Annotated in this window: 22 protein-coding genes; 13 read left to right on the top strand and 9 right to left on the bottom strand. The window is 70.5% G+C overall.

Features of this window, described 5'->3' with window-relative positions; all coding sequences use genetic code 11:
• The first annotated feature begins 60 nt into the window (after positions 1–60).
• Positions 61–1,275 carry an Ig-like domain-containing protein gene (locus ACQPZP_RS02815; protein WP_433476050.1) on the top strand — a complete coding sequence of 405 codons (1,215 nt, stop codon included), beginning with the start codon at positions 61–63 and terminating at the stop codon, positions 1,273–1,275.
• A gap of 71 nt (positions 1,276–1,346) precedes the next feature.
• Positions 1,347–2,447, top strand: a complete 1,101-nt coding sequence (locus ACQPZP_RS02810; RefSeq protein WP_433476049.1) for a hypothetical protein — start codon at positions 1,347–1,349, stop codon at positions 2,445–2,447.
• 49 nt (positions 2,448–2,496) lie between these two features.
• Here ACQPZP_RS02810 and ACQPZP_RS02805 read toward each other — a convergent pair whose 3' ends face one another.
• Complete coding sequence (locus ACQPZP_RS02805) at positions 2,497–3,312, bottom strand: NAD(P)H-binding protein (protein ID WP_433476048.1); 816 nt, start codon at positions 3,310–3,312, stop codon at positions 2,497–2,499.
• 87 nt (positions 3,313–3,399) lie between these two features.
• Here ACQPZP_RS02805 and ACQPZP_RS02800 point away from each other — a divergent pair, with 87 nt between their 5' ends.
• A complete protein-coding gene (locus ACQPZP_RS02800; RefSeq protein ID WP_433476047.1) occupies positions 3,400–3,822 on the top strand; it encodes a winged helix-turn-helix transcriptional regulator in 423 nt (140 codons plus the stop codon).
• 140 nt (positions 3,823–3,962) lie between these two features.
• Here ACQPZP_RS02800 and ACQPZP_RS02795 read toward each other — a convergent pair whose 3' ends face one another.
• On the bottom strand, positions 3,963–4,577 hold the full coding sequence (locus ACQPZP_RS02795) for a hypothetical protein (protein WP_433476046.1): 615 nt from the start codon (positions 4,575–4,577) through the stop codon (positions 3,963–3,965).
• A 67-nt stretch (positions 4,578–4,644) separates the two neighbouring features.
• Between ACQPZP_RS02795 and ACQPZP_RS02790 the strand changes: the two genes are divergently transcribed.
• A complete protein-coding gene (locus ACQPZP_RS02790) occupies positions 4,645–5,121 on the top strand; it encodes a MarR family winged helix-turn-helix transcriptional regulator (RefSeq protein WP_433476045.1) in 477 nt (158 codons plus the stop codon).
• 140 nt (positions 5,122–5,261) lie between these two features.
• A complete protein-coding gene (locus tag ACQPZP_RS02785; protein ID WP_433476044.1) occupies positions 5,262–5,918 on the top strand; it encodes a 50S ribosomal protein L11 methyltransferase in 657 nt (218 codons plus the stop codon).
• On the opposite strand, the gene ACQPZP_RS02780 is transcribed toward ACQPZP_RS02785, so the two are convergent.
• Positions 5,890–6,336 carry an aminoacyl-tRNA hydrolase gene (locus ACQPZP_RS02780; RefSeq protein WP_433476043.1) on the bottom strand — a complete coding sequence of 149 codons (447 nt, stop codon included), beginning with the start codon at positions 6,334–6,336 and terminating at the stop codon, positions 5,890–5,892. The two genes, ACQPZP_RS02785 and ACQPZP_RS02780, sit on opposite strands and share 29 nt — an antisense overlap.
• A 101-nt stretch (positions 6,337–6,437) precedes the next feature.
• Positions 6,438–6,566 (bottom strand): hypothetical protein, encoded by a 129-nt coding sequence (locus ACQPZP_RS02775; protein WP_433476042.1) that lies wholly within the window; start codon positions 6,564–6,566, stop codon positions 6,438–6,440.
• Positions 6,567–6,797: 231 nt separating this feature from the next.
• On the opposite strand from ACQPZP_RS02775, the gene ACQPZP_RS02770 reads away from it, so the two are divergent.
• From ACQPZP_RS02770 to ACQPZP_RS02735, 8 genes are all read left to right on the top strand, one after another.
• A complete protein-coding gene (locus tag ACQPZP_RS02770) occupies positions 6,798–7,295 on the top strand; it encodes a hypothetical protein (protein ID WP_433476041.1) in 498 nt (165 codons plus the stop codon).
• A gap of 175 nt (positions 7,296–7,470) precedes the next feature.
• Positions 7,471–9,375, top strand: a complete 1,905-nt coding sequence (locus tag ACQPZP_RS02765; protein ID WP_433476040.1) for an N-acetylmuramoyl-L-alanine amidase — start codon at positions 7,471–7,473, stop codon at positions 9,373–9,375.
• A 76-nt stretch (positions 9,376–9,451) separates the two neighbouring features.
• The gene (locus ACQPZP_RS02760; protein ID WP_433476039.1) at positions 9,452–9,790 is read left to right on the top strand and encodes a YciI family protein; all 339 of its coding nucleotides are present in this window, start codon (positions 9,452–9,454) and stop codon (positions 9,788–9,790) included.
• 2 nt (positions 9,791–9,792) lie between these two features.
• Positions 9,793–10,950, top strand: a complete 1,158-nt coding sequence (locus ACQPZP_RS02755; RefSeq protein WP_433476038.1) for an RNA polymerase sigma factor — start codon at positions 9,793–9,795, stop codon at positions 10,948–10,950.
• A 42-nt stretch (positions 10,951–10,992) separates the two neighbouring features.
• On the top strand, positions 10,993–11,574 hold the full coding sequence (locus ACQPZP_RS02750; protein ID WP_433476037.1) for a YceI family protein: 582 nt from the start codon (positions 10,993–10,995) through the stop codon (positions 11,572–11,574).
• Between the two features lie 29 nt (positions 11,575–11,603).
• Positions 11,604–12,047 carry an ester cyclase gene (locus ACQPZP_RS02745; RefSeq protein WP_433476036.1) on the top strand — a complete coding sequence of 148 codons (444 nt, stop codon included), beginning with the start codon at positions 11,604–11,606 and terminating at the stop codon, positions 12,045–12,047.
• 41 nt (positions 12,048–12,088) lie between these two features.
• Positions 12,089–12,238 carry a response regulator transcription factor gene (locus tag ACQPZP_RS02740; RefSeq protein ID WP_433476035.1) on the top strand — a complete coding sequence of 50 codons (150 nt, stop codon included), beginning with the start codon at positions 12,089–12,091 and terminating at the stop codon, positions 12,236–12,238.
• 69 nt (positions 12,239–12,307) lie between these two features.
• Positions 12,308–13,558, top strand: a complete 1,251-nt coding sequence (locus ACQPZP_RS02735) for a hypothetical protein (protein ID WP_433476034.1) — start codon at positions 12,308–12,310, stop codon at positions 13,556–13,558.
• 19 nt (positions 13,559–13,577) lie between these two features.
• On the opposite strand, the gene ACQPZP_RS02730 is transcribed toward ACQPZP_RS02735, so the two are convergent.
• From ACQPZP_RS02730 to ACQPZP_RS02710, 5 genes are all read right to left on the bottom strand, one after another.
• Positions 13,578–14,348: a DUF2812 domain-containing protein gene (locus tag ACQPZP_RS02730; protein WP_433476033.1), complete on the bottom strand. Its 771-nt coding sequence runs from the start codon at positions 14,346–14,348 to the stop codon at positions 13,578–13,580.
• Positions 14,345–14,686 (bottom strand): PadR family transcriptional regulator, encoded by a 342-nt coding sequence (locus tag ACQPZP_RS02725; RefSeq protein ID WP_433476032.1) that lies wholly within the window; start codon positions 14,684–14,686, stop codon positions 14,345–14,347. The genes ACQPZP_RS02730 and ACQPZP_RS02725 overlap by 4 nt, the downstream gene beginning before the upstream one ends.
• A gap of 66 nt (positions 14,687–14,752) precedes the next feature.
• Positions 14,753–15,808, bottom strand: coding sequence for a hypothetical protein (locus tag ACQPZP_RS02720; RefSeq protein ID WP_433476031.1), 1,056 nt, complete (start codon positions 15,806–15,808; stop codon positions 14,753–14,755).
• Positions 15,805–16,170: a PadR family transcriptional regulator gene (locus tag ACQPZP_RS02715; RefSeq protein ID WP_433476030.1), complete on the bottom strand. Its 366-nt coding sequence runs from the start codon at positions 16,168–16,170 to the stop codon at positions 15,805–15,807. The genes ACQPZP_RS02720 and ACQPZP_RS02715 overlap by 4 nt, the downstream gene beginning before the upstream one ends.
• Before the next feature lie 38 nt (positions 16,171–16,208).
• Positions 16,209–17,918, bottom strand: coding sequence for an FAD-dependent oxidoreductase (locus ACQPZP_RS02710; protein WP_433476029.1), 1,710 nt, complete (start codon positions 17,916–17,918; stop codon positions 16,209–16,211).
• Positions 17,919–17,946 lie beyond the last annotated feature (28 nt).

Here is a 17,946-nt window from a genome sequence, read left to right as displayed (position 1 = left end):
CCGCGTCACGCGGGCCCGGCGGGATGTTGAGGGAGAACGGTGCGAGGTAAGGCGTTGGCGATGGCGCTGGTCCTGGGCCTGGCTACCGCGTGCGGCGGCAGCAGCGGCGGCGAGGGCGGCGGCGGAACGACCACGAAGGGCGACGACGGCGCCCCCCAGGTGACGATCACTCCGGCGAACGGCGCGGGCAAGGCCCGGCCCGACGAGGGCGTGACGGTCACCGCCGCGGGCGGCAAGCTCGGCCAGGTCTCGGTCAAGCTGAAGGGCGCCGACGTCCCCGGCACGCTGTCCGCCGACAAGACCAAGTGGCACTCGACGTGGACGCTGCGGCCCGGCGGCTCCTACCAGGTGTCGGCGACGGCGACGTCCGGGAAGGGCAAGTCCACCACCGCGACCAGCGCGTTCCGCGCCAGCCGCGCCACGGCCGCCACCCGCGTCAACAACGTCGTGCCGAGCCAGAACGAGACGGTCGGCACCGGCATGCCGATCCTCGTCCAGTTCAACAAGGCCGTCCCGGACAAGGCCAAGCCCGCGATCGAGCGGGCCATCGAGATCTCCTCCACCACCCCGACCGAGGGCGCGTGGCGCTGGCTGAGCTCCGGCGAGTCCTTCAACGGCCTCCCCTCCGTCGTCTTCCGTCCGAAGAGCCCGTGGAAGGCGCACCAGACCGTCACCGTCAAGGTCCACTACGCGGGCCTGAAGATCGGCGACGACGTCTTCGGCGACAAGGACGTCACCCGGACCTTCAAGATCGGCGACTCCCACACCGTCAACATCAGCGCCACGACCCACCGGGCCGTCGTCAAGAAGAACGGCCGCACCGTCCGCACCTGGGGCGTCAGCCTCGGCAGCGGCGGCGACGTCCAGGGTGACGGTGTCGACCACCTGCTCACCACCAGCGGCGTCCACCTGACCATGGACCACGTCCGCCTGGAGCGCATGCGCCCGCCCGGCAAGAAGAAGGGCGACCCGGGCTGGTACGACGAGAAGGTCCCGTTCGCGACCCGCATCTCCAACAGCGGCGAGTACATCCACCAGAACATGGACGACCCGTCCTGCCTCGGGAACCGCAACTGCAGCCACGGCTGCGTCCGCTCGCCCGCGAACGACGCCCAGTGGTTCTTCTCGTGGTCCTACCGTGGCGACCTGGTCAAGATCACCGGCACCAAGCGCAGCCTCCAGTGGACGAACGGCCTGGCCTACTGGCAGCTTCCCTTCGCCACCTGGGCCAAGGGCAGCGCCCTCGGCAAGACGATCACCACCACCCAGGGCTGACCTCCACGAACACGGGCTGACCAGCCACTAGTCTTCGCCTTCACCGTCCTTGTGCGACCGTGGAGCGAGCCGTGGCGTCGAAGATCGTCCTGCATATCGGCCTTCAGAAGTCGGGCACGACCTTCCTGCAGCAGGTGCTGCAGGCGGGCAGTGAGACGCTCGCCGAGGCGGGCGTCCGCTACCCCGTCCCCCTGGACTGGAACCGGGGGAGGCGGACCGTGGCCAACCACGAGTGGCCGAGCTACGGCCTGCTCGGCACCGAGTACCCCTGGGTGTCGAAGCAGCGGGCGTCCGAGGAGCAGGGCCCGTGGCGGGCCCTGCTGGACGAGGTGAAGTCCTGGCCGGGCACGGTGCTCCTGTCGGCCGAGGCCCTGTCGGTCGTCCGGAAGCCCGCCGTCCACCGGCTCCTGGACGCGCTGGGCGTCGACGACGTCGAGGTCGTCATCACGGCCCGGAGCCTGGACCGGTCGCTTCCCTCGCTCTGGCAGCAGCACATCCGCAACGGCCGGACGGTGAGCTTCGAGACGTATCTCGCCGGCCTCGCCGCACAGCGGGACAAGGGCTGGGACGACATCGAGACCGACCCCGCCGCCCACATCTGGCGGGCGTTCACCTTGAGCAGGCTGGTCCGGCGCTGGTCCGAGGCAGGGGCCGCCCGCGTCTGCGTGGTGACGACCCCCGGCAGGCCGCCGCACCTTCTGTGGCAACGCTTCGCCGAGGCGACCGGCCTGCCCGACCTGCCGATCGGGCTCGACGGGCGGACCCACACCGGCCTGACGGCCCCGGAGACGCTGGTGCTCTCGTCCATGAACGCGGCCATCCAGGAGACGTCCTGGAGCAGGCAGGACGCCGACCGGGTACGGCGGGTCGTCATCGACCGGCTCCAGACCCGCGAACACCGCGGAGGCAAAGTCGTCATCCCACCTGACTGGCGCGCTCGTCTCGCCGAATGGAGCGAGGATGACCTCGCCGCTCTCCAGCGCACGTCCGCACGCATCGCCGGCGACCTCGACGACCTGCGCTACACGTCCTCCCAGGAGGGAACCACGCCGACCGCCGAAGAGATAGCGCAGACCGGCGCCATCGCAGCGGTCGCCCTAGCGGAACTCGCCCTGCACGAGGGCCTGCTCCAACGCAACACCCGCCGCCTACGCCGCCGCCTCCTCCCCTGACTCACCAGGTGGACGGGAACACGCACCATCGGCAAGAACCATCGGTGTGTCAGCGTGCGCCAGGGCGCATCGCGGCCGCGGCGTCCGCGGCGACGGTGAGCGAGTCGGTGAGCGGTCGGCCGAGCAACTGGACGAGGTCGGAAGTGGTGTTGCCGAGGAACCCGTGGCGGACGCTGGTCGCGATCGAGGCGAGCATCGGCGGCTGGAACGGGAGCAGGGCGTCATCGGCGAGGAGCCGGGCGCGGTACTCGCCGAGCCCGATCGTTCGGTGCGCGACAGCGAGGTTTTCGGCGATGTCGGTGGCGGTGATCGGTTCGCCGACCAGGTCATAGGTCGTGCCGGCGTGTGCTGCCGGGTTACCGGCGACGACGGCTGCGGCTGCGGCCAGGTCCACCCGCGCCACCGCAGAGAGGGCGCCCTTGCCGAACGCTGATTCCAGGCCGTCGGCGGTCCAGGTCAGCAACGCGCCAAAGAGCTCGGCATAGAGCCCGTTGCGCAGGATCGTCCAGCCGAGTCCACTGGCCTTGATCATCTGCTCGGTGGTCCGGTGGGCGAGCGCGAAGCCGAGGTGGTCACCGCCGCTGGTCAGGCTGGTGTAGACCATGTGGCCCACGCCGTCCCGCACCGCAGCGTCAAGAACGGCCCGGTGACGAGCTATGACCTGGTCGTCCTCGGCATACCCCGCCGAGACGAGGACCAGCGTCGAAACGGCGGTGAGGTCGAGGGTCGCAGGGTCGTCGAAGTCGATGCGCCGCCGCCCATCGGCGGGCGATCGACTGCCGCCCAAGGCGGGCACCTTGCGCTCGGCCAACTCCTGGAGCGTGCGGGAGGCGAGCTGTCCGTTGGCGCCGGTCACCATGATCATTGTGGTTCTGTCTCCTACCGTGGTTCTCTTGAGTAACTACGGTGAGATCTTCAACCGACTGCGGTCGGCCCACAAGGAGGCAGTTTCGTGTCAGTGACGCACACCGGTGTAACCGCTGGAGCCGCTGAGCTGGAGCCGTGCGGGAAGTCGAACCATCCCGACTGCGGGATCCGAGACGTCCTTGACCGGGTTGGGGACAAGTGGTCGGTCCTCGTCATCGTCGAACTCGCCAACGGCCCGCGGCGGTTTCGGCAACTCCAGCGCGCCATCGATGGAATCTCCCAACGAATGCTGACCCTGACGGTGCGCCGGCTGGAGCGAGACGGCCTGGTCCTTCGGACCGTGTATCCGACCGTGCCGGCCCAGGTCGACTACCGACTCACCGAGACAGGCGCGAGCCTGACCCACCTCGTCAAGGCACTCGCCGACTGGTCGGTCGAACACCGTGCCGGCATCGCCCAGGCCCGTCAGTCCTACGACAGCGACCACCCCGACAACGAGATCCGATGATCAGCGAAACGTCATCGACGTCCTGACCCGCAACGCCTGACCGCAGCCACTCGCGCAGATCAAGAGGTCTGGACGGGCCGGAAAGCGGCAGGGTCCTCGCCGCGCCACTCCGGGCAGCGAGGCCGAGGCGGAGCACCTCTTCACCAGGTGGACGGGAACATGCGGTGCTTTAAGAGCAGATCGACCTGCTCCGCCGCGGCCTTGGCGTCCCCGCACGGGAAGAGGTACCCGGCCCGCCCCCGCTGAGCCTCGTGATAGGCCCACCTCCCACCGGCGACGGCTCGCACGCACCGCCACCCCCGTGCCCTGACCGCGAGCGCAAGGACCTCCAGGTACCGGACAGCCGTCCGCCGCCCCCGCCAGGTCCGCCACAGCACGACGTAGCGCCTCAGCACGCGACCCTCGCCCACACCCACTTGCCCGGCTTGGTCGGAGTCACTCCGCACTCGGCGGACAACGCCTGGACGAGCGGCATGGCCGTCGCGGCGGTCCTTGAGGCCGCCCCGGGCGACCTGGCGCAGCCCGTCGTGGTCGATGATCACGTCCCGTGAGACCTTGAGCTTGATCGAGCTGCGCTCCAGATCCAGGTTCAGCTGGAGCCGCCCGCCAGGCGTGGCGGGCAGGTGGCGCAGATCCAGGACGGTCGCGCCGCGGCGGCCGCGCAGCTCGATCCGGTCGGCGCGGGTCCAGTCGCCCAGCTTCTTGACGGCGGTGTGGCTCGTGGTCACGTGCTCGACGGTCGTCGCGCCCATCATGCTTCCTCTCGATAGTCGTGTATCTTGATGCTCAAGACATTTTTAGTTTGACGGTCAAGAGGTTTGAATGTCAAGAGAAAACTGGGACGAGCTTCGCCAGGCGGTCGCCGAGGAGATGCAGGCGATGCAGGCGGCCGTCGACGCCTACGACGAGGCGGCCGCGAAGGTACTCGGCGTCAACCGGACCGACCTGCGCTGTCTGGAACTGCTCAACCGGCACGGCGAACTGACCCCCGGGCGCCTGGGTACCGCGCTCGGCCTGACCGCCGGGAGCGTGACCGCGATGCTCGACCGGCTCGAACGCCTCGGCTACCTGACCCGCTCCCCCGACCCCGGCGACCGCCGCAAGGTCCTGATCCAGATCACCGACACCGCCCGCCAGAAGTCATGGGACCTCTACGGGCCGTTCGTCACCGAAGGTGAGACCTTCATGCGCGACTACACCACCGCCGAACTGGAACTGCTGGCCGGTTTCCTCCGCCGCTCCCGCGAGCTGTACGAACGGCATCTGGAACGCACCCTCCGACTGCGCGATCACCGATAGGGGGCGGCCGGGCACCACCTGCCGACGTCCGCGCTCCCGGCGCCGAAGAACTTGGCATCGCGGTCGAAGTCCCCGCGAGTGGTGAAGGTGACTTTGATCGGGCTCCCGGGAACGTCACGGGCTGCTGGCACACTGATCCGATGGACGAGCAGGAGATCGGGCGCTGGGTTGAGCTGGGCCACCGGCTCAAGGTCAGTCCGGGGGTGCACCGGCCGTCGACGTTCTCGGCGTTCCTGGCCTCGACGTTGGGCGACGCCCGCGACCGGGTCGTGGTGGACGCCGGGTGCGGGGCCGGCCTGGTCGCCCTTGCCGCCCTGGAAGCCGGGGCACGGCACGTCATCGCCCAGGACTACGACGGCGCGGCCCTGGAGGACACCGCCCGAAACGTCACCAACCTGCTCGGAGCCGAAGCCCGCAAGCGCCTGACCCTGTGGGAGGCCGACTGGCGCCTTCTCGGTCCGATGCGCGCAGACCTCCTGGCGGTCAACCCTCCGCAGCGCCCCTCCGCGCTGATGCCCGACGTGCCCGCCGACCAGCGTCATCTTCACGACGGCGGTGGCGCGGACGGCCTCGACGGCATCCGGCTGGTCCTGGCCCACACCACCGCCCACCACGTCCGGACCACGGCGGCGTCGGTACTGGACCCGGGCGCGCTCGACGTTCCCGACTGGGACGGCCCCCGACTCGTCGCCCACGCGGACCTGCCTTTCGCCCCACCATGGCGCAGCCTCCTCCCCGACCTGCGCGGCCAGGTGAACATCTGGCAGTTCACTCGTCGCAACGACGTGCGCGCTTGAGCTGCGACCGGTGATGCTTGGCCTGCCGCCTGCGCTGCTTGGCCGCCGTGCTCATCGTGAACACGTAACGCGGCCACTTGTCAGGATCGATCGCCTCACTGATCAGGGCCGCCAGCCATTCCCGGGCCAGCTCACGGTTGCGCCGACCGCCGTCAGGCCACTCGTCCATGACCATGACCGTGACCACTCCGTCGGCTGCCCCGTCCTCACGGATGTACCGGTTCTGAGCAGCGCGAACATGAACGCGATTGCCAAGCCGCTGTAGGGCGTGTTCGCGCTGTTCGCCATCGAGGATCGTGGTCGTGGTCAGGTTGAGGCTGAGCGAAACGGGGCTGAACCACACGCCCGCATCCTGACCGGGTGGCATCCGCCCCGAACGTGGACATCCCCACCGCAGTTCTTCCTCCACCAGTTGCACGGACGCGAGCCTCCGCCTCCTCGAAGCATGCGAAAAGCGGCCCTCCTCCGTGGAGGAGGGCCACCGGTGTTCCTTGGGGCCACGAGGGCCCCGGATCACCTTCAGCGTTCCGGAAGGACCTCCTCGGCCAGCCGAGCGGCCTCCTCGTCGGACTTGCCATCGGCCACGGCTTGCTTGTGGACCCTGTCACTCTCTGCGAGGAGTTCTTCCCTCGTCGGTTCCTTAGGCATCAGCCCTCCTTGGTTTTCGCGAAGCCTGAGGCTCCGAGCCACAGGCCAGAAGAAACCGTCCGGGCTTGCCCAACATCCGCATCATGTTCGGAGCGGGCATCGGCGGCGGCTCACACCGGTCGGTGTCCGCGTATCACGATCGTTGATGCGAGTCCGGCCCCGGCGCGGACGGTAGACACCGGCATCACCCAGCGGTGCCGACATCGGTCCCAACTCAAACCTGGAGTTCCCATGAGCACACTCGGCCTCGAGCCCGGCGCCTCCCTCAAGGTCGCGGTCGGCGTCAAAGCTGACGTGCACATCATCGTCGAGGATGACAGCGACACCGTCGAGGCCACCCTCGACGCCACCGGCGACCCCTTCCGGGAAGCCGCCGAAGGCGCCCGCCTCGACAAGGCGGGGCCAACGATCTACCTGGCGGTCACGCCGGCTTCCCCCGTGTGGGAAGTACGAAGCGGTCTCGGCAACAACACCTTCAACGGTCCCGTCGTCGTGCAGACGGGCTCCGGATGCACCCAGAGCGTGCACTTCGGAGGCGGAGGCATGGACGTCCGATCCGGAGACGGAGACGCCGACGGAGACGCCGACGGAAGCCTGAAGATCACCATCAGGGTCCCCAGCGGCGTCCAGGTCGACGGCATCGTCCTGGGAGACATCACCGTCTCGGGCAGCTACGACAGGAACCTCTTCACCATCGAACCCAGGGGTGGAGAGATGACCTACCTCTGAGGTTCACCCCTCCGAGGAACAGTCAGGGGGCCCGGTGTTCACCAGACCCTCTCGTTTGAAGCCGGCCCTGGGACCATCGACACAACTTGATCATGTTTTCCGGATGCTCCGGTGGCGGCTCGTGGCTTCTGAGATCATTTTCGGCGGCTCATTCTCGTTACCACGGAGGCTGCCGATGCGCATGCGAGCTCCGACGCTCGTCGTGGCTGCTGCGGTTCTGACCGCTCTGGGGATCAGTCAGGCGGACGCCCGGCAACGGGACGCCGGTACTGAATCCACCCGGCAGCAGGTCTTCACCCAGGCGGCGGGCACTTACCGCGTCCCCCAGAAACTGCTGCTCGCCGTCTCCTACCTGGAGTCCCGGTGGGACGCCAACCGGGGGCTGCCGAGCACGAGCGCCGGCTTCGGGCCCATGCACCTGACCGACGGCACGCTCAGCCGCGGCGTCGAGCATCTCGCCGGTGGCAAGGAGGATCCCCGGGGCGACCTCTCCCGTTCGCCGCTTCTCCCGAAGGGCGCCGTGAGCACCCCCAAGGCGGCCAAGGCGGGACCGGACACCCTGCACCAGGCCGCCCGGCTGACCGGAGCCACCGCGGACGCGCTGCGTTCGGACCCGGCGGCCAACATTCGCGGCGGCGCCGCCCTGCTCGCCCAGTACCAGCGTGATCTCCACAAACCGTTCAGCGCCGACCCGTCCTCCTGGTACGCCGCGGTGGCCCGCTACGGCGGCGGCAACTGGTTCGCCGGGCAGGTGTTCGACGTGCTCCGCACCGGCGCGTCCCGCACGACCGACGACGGTCAGCGGGTCACCCTCGCCGCGACTCCCGGGATTCGTTCCACCGGCGCGGCGGACAACGACGAGCAGACCGAGTGCCCGCCCGGCCTCGGCTGCGAATGGGTGCCCGCGCCGTACCAGCAGCTGAAGCCGGACGACCCGACGAGCTACGGCAACCACGATCTGGCCGACCGGCCGAAGAGCCAGAAGATCGACTACATCGTCGTCCACGACACCGAGACGCCCTACCCGAACGCCCTCGACCTGGTGAAGACCCCGACCTACCTCGCCTGGAACTACACGATCCGCTCAGGCGACGGGCACGTGGCCCAGCACCTCAAGGCCAAGGACGTCGGCTGGCACGCGGGCAACTGGGACGTCAACAGCAAGTCCATCGGCGTCGAGCATGAGGGCTACCTCGCCCAGGGCGGCGCCTGGTACACCGAGGCGATGTACCGCAGCTCCGCCGCGCTGGTGCGGTACCTCGCCGGCAGGTTCGGCGTGCCGCTCGACCGGGCGCACATCCTGGGCCACGACAACGTGCCGGGCGTCGACCCGGCGCACGTCCAGGGCATGCACGAGGACCCCGGGCCGTACTGGGACTGGGCGCACTACTTCACGCTGCTGAACCGGCCGCTGCGCGCGAGCGCCGGCGCGCGGTCGGGCGAGGTCATGATCCTTCCCGACTACGGCACGAACGTCGTGCCGTACACCGGCTGCGACGCCGCCGCCCCCTCGGCGCCCTGCCCGCCGCACGGCGGTGGCTCGATCATGCTGCGCACCGAGCCGCGCGACGACGCGCCGCTGGTCAAGGACATCGGCAAGCACCCGTCGGACGGCGCCGCGACGATGAGCGTGTACGACCACAGCGCCCGCGCCTCGACCGGCCAGAAGTACGCGGTGGCGGACCGGCAGGGCGAGTGGACGGCGATCTGGTACCTCGGCCAGAAGGCGTGGTTCCACAACCCGGAGAGCCGGCGGCTGGCGGTCGGCGTTCGCGGTGTCGTCGCGACGCCCAAGCCGGGCCTGGAGTCGGTGCCGATCTACGGTCGGGCCTACCCGGAGGCGGAGGCCTACCCTTCGGACGTGCCCGTACAGCAGCTCGCTCCGATGCAGTACACCTTCGCCGCGGGCCAGGCGTACGCGGTGACCGGGGCACGGTACGGCGAGTACTTCTACTCGAAGACGTACGACACCGCGAGTCAGAGGGTCGTGCGAGGGAAACTGAAGTACTACGAGATCCAGTTCGGCCATCGCGTGTACTTCGTGAAGGCTTCGGACGTGGTGCTCAAGCCCGTCAGGTAAGAACCAGGGGTGTCGCATTCGGCGTCTCTCGCCCGTCATAGAGGGTGAGAGACGCCGAATCTTGGGGAGGTCGCGGATGCAGTACGCCTTGATGATCTATGCCGAGCCCGGCCTCGGCGAGGGGCTCTCGGACGTGGAACGTGAGGCGGTGCGCGCCGAGTATTCGGCGCTGGCCGAGGACACGCGGTGCGTCGCGGACGCGCAGTTGGAGCCCGCCGAGACGGCGACCTGCGTGCGCGTGACCGGCGGCCGGACGCTGCTGACCGACGGCCCGTTCGCCGACACCAAGGAAGTACTCGGCGGTCTCTGCCTGATCGAGGCGGCGGATCTGGACGAGGCGCTGGAGGTTGCGGCGCGCCTCCCGGCCGCCCGGCTCGGCGGCGTCGTCGAGGTCCGTCCGGTCGTGCGGCACTGATCGTGCTGGAGCAGGTCTTCCGCGACGAGTGGGGCCGGGTGCTGGCCTCGCTGGTCGGGTACCTCGGCGACTTCGACAGGGCCGAGGACGCCGCGCAGGAGGCGTTCGCGATCGCGGCGCGGCGCTGGCCCGCGGCGGGCGTCCCGGCCAACCCGGGCGCGTGGCTGGTGACGACGGCCCGCAACCGGGCGATCGACCGGATTCGCCGGGAGCGCACCCTGGCCGAGAAGATCCACCTGCTGCCGCCGCCCGAGCCGGTCGTGGACGAGGTCGACGACACCGTGATCAAGGACGAGCGGCTGGAGCTGATCTTCACCTGCTGCCACCCGGCGCTGCCGCTGGAGGGGCAGGTGGCGCTCACGCTGCGGGCTCTCGGCGGCCTGGAGACCGCCGAGATCGCGCGCGCCTTCCTGGTCTCCGAGGAGACGATGAAGCGGCGCCTGTCGCGCGCCAAGGCCAAGATCAAGGCGACCGCGATCCCGTTCGCGGTCCCCGGCGCGCGGCTGCTGCCCGACCGGCTCGACGCGGTGCTCGCCGTGATCTACCTGATCTACAACGAGGGGTACAGCGGCCGGGTCGACCTCGGCGCAGAAGCCGTCCGGCTGGGGCGAGTGCTCGCCGAGCTCATGCCGGACGAGCCGGAGGCGCACGGGCTGCTGGCGCTGATGACGATCCATCACGCCCGGCGGCGGGCCCGGTTCTCCGGCGAGGACCTCGTGCTACTCGACGATCAGGACCGGTCGCTGTGGGACGCGTCCCAGATCGCGGCGGGACGGGCGGCGCTCGACCGGGCCCTCGCGCTGGGCGGGGGCGGCCCCTATGTCGTCCAGGCCACGATCGCGTCGCTGCAGACGCGGGAGCGGATCGACTGGCCGCGGGTCGCCGAGATGTACCAGCGGCTGGCCGACCTCACCGGCTCCCCCGTGGTCGAGCTCAACCGCGCCGTGGCGGTCGCCCAGGCCGGCGACCCCGCCGCGGCCCTGCGCGCCGTCGACCGGCTCGACCTGGACGAGTACCTCTACCTTCACTCGACCCGCGGCGAGCTGCTCCAGCGTCTCGGCCGCGACGCCGAGGCACAGGCGGCGTACCGCCGGGCGCTCGAACTGGCCACCTCGGCGCCCGAGCGAAGGTTCCTGAACCGACGCCTCGAAAAATTCTGATCCGGGCTGTCCCCCCGGCGGGTCCCCGTTCGTCGCCTGAGTATGAGCGACATAGAAACCACGGACATCACACCTGCCGCCGACTCGATCCCCGGCTACCTGATCGGCACCTGGAAGGCCGACCCGGCGCACTCCGAGATCGCCTTCTCCGTCCGGCAACTCATGATCAGCAAGGTGCGCGGGCGGTTCACCGACTACGACGTCACGCTCGTCACGGGCGAGGACCCGCTGGGCTCGTCGGTGACCGCGACGATCGACCTCGCGTCCATCGACACCGGCAACGGGCCGCGTGACGAGCACCTCCGCTCCGCCGACTACCTGGACGTCGAGAAGTACCCGACGATGAGCTACCGCTCCACCGGCGTCCGCCGGACGGACGACGGCTGGGCCGTCGACGGCGAGCTGACGCTGCACGGCGTCACCCGGCAGGTGCCGCTGGACGTCGAGGTGAACGGCTTCAGCCCGGACCCGTTCGGCGGTCAGCGGGCCGGCTTCTCCGCGACCGCGCGGATCGACCGGCGCGACTTCGGCATCGACATCAGCGTCCCGATGGACGGCGGCGGCATCGTGGTCGGCGACAAGGTGTCGATCAGCCTCGAAATCCAGGCCGTCCTGCAGAACTGACCACCTCGTAGACCCGAAGGAGAACCGACATGTCATCAGATCAGGCGGCCAGGAACAAGGCGACCTTCCACCGCATGCACGACGCCATGAACAGCGGCGATGCGGAGCTTTTCGCGAGGGCGATCGACGAGTGCGTCGATCCGGACGTGGTGATCCGCACGCCGTTGCCGATCGAGGAGACGGGGGCGGAGGCGCTGAAAGAGGTGTTCAGGAGGCTCACCCGGGCCTTCCCCGACCTGCACGTCGCGGTCGAGGACGTGATCGCCGAAGGCGACAGGGTCGTGTCCAGGAACACGGTCACCGGGACCCACAAGGGCGAGTACATGGGCGTCCCGCCGACCGGCAGGTCCATCACCTACAACGAGATCTTCATCTACCGCTTCGCGGACGGCCGGGCCGCCGAGACCTGGGGCGTCGTCGACGTCCTCTCGCAGCTGCGCCAACTGGGCCTCATGCCCGAACGCCCTTCCTGACCGCGGCGGCGTGGCCGGCGCCCCCATCCTCCGATCGGTGGATGGGGGCGTCGCCTTGGCCCATCTGCGGCTCCGGCTCGTGTCGCGAGACCACCGTCAAGACCCATCTGCTGCACATCTACCAGAAGCTCGGCGTCCGCGACCGCGCCTCCGCGGTGGCCGCCGCCTACGAACGCGGCCTCCTCGGCTAGCGGCGGATTAATGGCGGATATTGGTCCGCGAGAGGGGTGCAGATCGGGACATTTCACTAGGATGCTCGGGTGCGCGAAGATCAAGAAGTCCGGGCGGCCGACGACGGCGACAGCGTCCTGACCGCGCCGCTCCGGGTGGCGGACGCCGGCCCGGCCGAGGCGGACGAGCCGGCGGAGGAGCCCGTGGAGCGCAACACGATCATCGACACGGATCCGGCGCCGGTGCGGGCGTTCGGACGGGACGTGGAGCGGCTCGCCGAGCTGGTCGCGCAGCTGGTGAAGACCGCCGGCACGCTGGGCGACCGGCTGGACGGCGAGGTCCGGGGCGCGCTCGGCAGCGCCGAGAAGGCCCTGGCCGAGGCGCGCGGCGCCCGGCAGGAGGCCGCGGACGCCGACGCCCGCGCCGCGCAGGCCGAAGCCCGCGCCGAGACGGCCCGCCAGGAGACCACCGAGGCGCAGGAGGAACTGCGCAAGGGCTTGGCCGCCGCGAAGGCGAGCGTCACCGCGGCGCAGGAGAGCGAGGCCGCCGCGTGGAAGGAGGCCGGCGCCCACCAGCAGGCCCGCGCCACGTCCGCGAACGAGGCCGCGCACGCCGAGGGGCTCCGCAAGCGCGCCGAGGCGGCGTGGAGCACCGAGCACCAGGCCCGGACGGACGCCGAACGCGAGCGCGACGACCTGGCCACGCGGCTGTCCGCCGAGCAGACCGCGCTCGCCACCGCGCGGACCGACCTGGCGGACGCCCGCGCCCAGCTTGAGGACACGCGTGCCAAGCTGGAGACCGCGACCGACGCGGAGCGGCAGCTGCGGGCCCAGCTGAGCGTCGTCCAGGGCAAGGTCGCGGGGCTGACGGGGGAACGCGACTCCGCCGCGGCGCGCGCCGAGGCGCTGGCCGTGCGCGCCGACCGCGCCGAGCAGCTCGCCGACTCGGCCGCGGCCCGCATCGACACCGAGCGGGCCCGCGCCGACCGTGCCGACCTGCGCGCGGACGACGCCGAGACGCGCATCAACCGGGACGCCGCGACCGTCCGCGCCCTGCAGGACACGCTGCGCGCCGCGCTGGACCTCCCGTCCATGGAGGATCTCGACGACGGCCGCGGGGTGCGGGTCGGCGAGTCCGGTGCGGTGACCGTCCAGCCCGGCGGCCTCATCGGCGTCGACCAGGTCCCGGAGATGATGGACGGGGAGCTGGCCGGCCGCTTCGCCCGCGCGATCCTGGCCGTCCGCGTCCACCAGGCCACCCGTCGTCTCGCCGACGAGGCGGCCGTCGAAGACCCTGCCCTCGAAGACCCGGTCGTCGAGGACACGGCCTCCGAGGAGTAGGACGCTCGCCGGGCCCCGGCTACTGGGAGCTCTTCGGGATCTTGCGATCGGACGGCCGCTTCCGGCGGGACAGCATCCATGCCGCCCCTCCCAGCAGCGCCAGGAGGAGCAACCCGAAGACCGCCCCGGCCCGTTCCGACGCGCTCATGCCGCGCACCGTCCACCCGAGCCAGACCAGTGCCCCCATCGCGACGGACACGCTGACCACGAGATAGGCGACGACCCACGTGCTGAAGTAGACCCGCTTGCGCGGCGCGGCGGGCGGCTCGGCCAGTTGAGCCGCGGGCCCTGAGCTGGCCGCTTCCGGGCGCTTGTAGTAGGCGTACGGCCCCCATACGCCGCAGGGCTCCCACCCGTCCGGCCCGAGCCGCTCGGTGAGCTCCTCGCGTTGCCGCACGCCGGCCGTCTCGCGGCGGTACCGCCAGCGCATCGGCCGGTGCGGATCGCGGCGGCAGACGAAGCCGCCTATGCGGTCGAGCCCGTCGACCTCCCACCCCTCGGCGCCGAAGCGGTTCAGCAGTTCCCGCTCCTTGAGAGCATCGACCCGCAAGACCCAGCTCTCGGCACCGTCCTCCGGCTCCTCCGCGACATCGGCCACGCCCGTGCGATCCCGCTCGGTCAGTTGCGCCGCCATTTGCTCCACCGGGCCGAACTCCTCCTCCGGCTCGCTGCCAGCGTCCTCGGCATGCGCCTGCAGCTCCCCCACCACCGCCTCGATGCGCTCCTGCGGCAACTCCTTCTCCCGCAACAGCGCGGTGAGCTTCTGGAAGTACGTGACAGAGTCCGTCATGCCCTGCTCTCCCTCGCGTCCAGCATCTCTTTCACCGTGTGGTGGAAGGCCAGCCACGCCCCGCCCTGCTCTGCGAGGTCGTGCCGGCCGTCGGCCGTCAGCCGGTAGTAGCGGCGTCCCGGGCCGCGTTCCGCGGCCCGGAACTCCGCCTCCACCAGGCCCGCCTCCTCCAGCCTGTTGAGCACCGGATACAGCGTTCCGCCCTTGATCCGGCCCAGGCCGGCGCTGTCGAGCCGCTTGGCGATCTCGTATCCGTAGCTCTCGCCACCGGTGAGGCAGGAGAGCACCAGCAGATCGAGCACTCCCTTGAGCCAGCTGGCCCGCCTGTCTGTAGCCATACCTAGATGACACCACAGCGTAGGTAGGAATGCAATCTATTCTGGTTCTGGATCTACCGCAGCGGCTCAGGCCGGGGTCTGCTCGCGGGCCTGCCCCCGCCCTCTGGCCACGACCTCCACAAGGCGGACGCAGAGCATGACCAGGGTGAAGCCGATCAGGCTCTTCACCAGCAGGCTGGCGAGGTTCGGGAACTCGTCGGACGCCCCGATGTGGAAAAGGCCCACCCGGACGACGAGCGGCGCGCCCGCGGTCGCCAGCAACGCGCAGACCCGGCGTCCCTGGCTTGAGCGCGACAGCGTGGCGGTGATGAGGACGGCGGTGGCCAGCACGGCGGCGAGCTGCACGTACCCCCACCTCTGCGCGAAGTTGACCAGCCCGTTGGGGTCGCGCATGCTCACCAGGCCGAGGTCGCCCTGGTAGACGAAGGTGAACAGCGGCTGTGTCGTGAGGAGGATGAGCGCGGCCGCCATGGCGGTGACCCCCGCGATGCGTACACGGCCCAGGAGGCGGGCGCCGTGGCGAGGGCCGGGGGACGCGACAAGGGAAGCGGTGGCCAGCAGTGCGAGCGGCAGCGGGACGCCCGCGAGGGAGGCCGCCACGAAGGCGTAGGGATCTTCCTGGAATGTCGTCCCCCAGATCACGAGGACGACCTGGGCGGCGGTCACCGCGCAGGCCGCCGTGGCGGCGGGGCGGCGGGCGCCGTTCCAGGCCAGGGCCGCGATTCCCGCCCAGGCGAGCCAGTACGGTGCGGTCCCGAAGTTGACGGCGAGCCTGCCCGGCAGTCCCGCGCCTTCGTTCACCCGATCGGCGACGATCAACGACATCTGCGGGACGTTGACGGCGAACCGGACCCCGTCGGCGACCAGCATGAGCATCGCCAGGAACCCGGCCATGGCGAGCGCTCCGGGCCACGCAGACCCGGTGGCCCCGCCGGCGGCGCGGCGCAGCCGGATCCGGACGGCCCCGTACAGCAGGTCGGCGGCGTCGGCGAGGGACGGCCGGGTCTGATCCGGACGGGCCGCGGACAGCAGGACGTCCAGCATCTCCGTCTCGTGCCCGGCACGGTGCTCGGCCGGATACCAGGCGAGGAGCCGACGGTAACGGGCTTCGAGCGCGCTCACCGGTACCCCCTCGGAGAGAGGCCGGCGAAGGCGGGGGTGGCCCCGCCGCCCAGGCGCGGGAAGGCGGCGAGCCTGCGGGCTGCGATCCTCGTCCGGTGGTGGAGCGCCTCGACCTCGGCGGCGAGCGCGGCGGCGCCGTCCTCGGTGAGCCGGTAGTAGCGGCGCAGCCGGCCGTCCACGACCTCCTCGCGGTCGGGGGCGATCAGCCCCTCGGCCTGGAGCCGGTCCAGCGCGGCGTACAGGGTGCCGGCGCGCAGCCGGGTCCGCCCGGCGGAGATCTGCTCGACGTCGGACATGATCCCGTACCCGTGCTGCGCGCCGTCGGCGAGCGCGGTCAGGATCAGGAACGTCGGTTCCTGCATCGATTTGGGCATACGATCTTTATATATCGATCATCTGACTATGGCAATCGGAGTGCGGCGGGGGCTCCCTCCGGGACGGCGGGCCTGCCCGGCATGACCCGGTCGACGCGCCGGTAGGGGCCGCCGGGTTCGGGGCGGGGGTCCTTCTCACCGCGGTTCGGCCAGAACGCCATGGCGCGTTCGGCCTGGGCCGTGATGGTGAGGGACGGGTTGACGCCGAGGTTCGCGGTGACCGCAGAGCCGTCCACGATGTGCAGCCCCGGGTGGCCGTGGACGCGGTGGTACGGGTCGACGACCCCTGTTTCCGGATTCTCCCCGATGACGCAGCCGCCGATGAAGTGCGCGGTCGTCGGGATGTTGAACAGGTCGAACCAGGTCCCGCCAGGTGTGGCGTCCAGTTCCTCGGCGAGCATCCGGACGGCGTCGTGGGCGACGGGAATCCAGGTGGGGTTGGGCTCCCCGTTGCCCTGGCGCGCGACGAGCCTGCGTCGGCCCAGCCTGCCGCGCTTCTCGCCGATGGTGATGGAGTTGTCGGCGGTCTGCATGACCAGGGCGATCACGGTTCGCTTGGCCCAGTCCTTGAGGGACAGGCCGCGCAGGATGACGGTCGGGTGCCGGACGGACTGGCCGAGGAACTTCAGCCAGCGGGGCGCGCCGCCTCCGTCGACCAGCAGCGTCCGGATGACGCCCATCGCGTTGTTGCCCGCGCCGTAGCGGGTCGGCTCGATGTGGGTCTTGTCGTCCGGATGGAAGGACGACGTGATGGCGAGCCCGGTGCTGTGGTCGACGTCCTTCTCGCGGTGCCAGACGGTCATGCGCTCGACGCCGAGGAGCGCTTCGGAGTTGGTGCGGGTGAGCTCGCCGAGCCGGGGCGACAGGTGCGGGAGGCGGCCGGCCGCGCGCATCCGGTGCAGGAGGCGCTGTGTCCCGTAGGTCCCGGCGGCGAGGACGACGTGTTCGGCGGTCAGCGTCCTGCGACGTTTCCTCAGCGGTGTGGAGTGTGCGGTGGCGACCTCGTAGCCGCCGTCATCCCTGGGCGTCAGGCCGGTCACGGTCGTGTCGGGAATGACCTGGACGCCCGCCTTCTCGGCCAGGTACAGGTAGTTCTTGGTCAGCATGTTCTTCGCGCCGACCTTGCAGCCGATCATGCAGGAGCCGCAGCCGGTGCAGGTCGTCCGGCGGGGGCCGGCGCCGCCGAAGTACGGGTCGTCGGCGTCCTCCCCCGGCCGCTCGCCGAAGAACACGCCGACCGGCGTCGGGTGGTAGGTGTCGCCGACGCCCATCCGGTCGGCGACGCGCTTCATCGCCTCGTCGGCCGGGGTGACGAGGGGGTTCGTCGTGACGCCCAGCATGCGCCGGGCCTGGTCGTAGAACGGCTCCAGCTCGTCCTGCCAGTCGGTGATGTGCCCCCACTGGCGGTCCTTGAAGAACGGCTCGGGAGGGACGTACAGGGTGTTGGCGTAGACGAGCGAGCCGCCGCCCACTCCGGCCCCGGCGAGAACGAGGACGCCGGCCTTGCCGCCCACGAGATGGACGCGCTGGATCCCGCGCATCCCGAGCCGTGGCGCCCACACGTACCTGCGCAGCCGCCAGGACGTCTTGGGCAGCGTGTCCTCGTCGAAGCGGCGCCCGGCCTCGATCACGGCGACCCGGTAACCCTTCTCGGCCAGCCGCAGGGCTGACACGCTGCCGCCGAATCCCGAGCCCACCACGATCACGTCGAAGTCGAAGCCGTCACCGGGGTCCACCGCGCACACCACCTTCGGGAGAAGGAAG

The sequence above is a fragment of the Spirillospora sp. CA-142024 genome (assembly GCF_050942325.1).
Taxonomy (GTDB): Bacteria; Actinomycetota; Actinomycetes; order Streptosporangiales; family Streptosporangiaceae; genus Spirillospora.
Note: the sequence above shows the minus strand (reverse complement) of the source record. Positions and strands in the feature narration are given on the sequence as shown.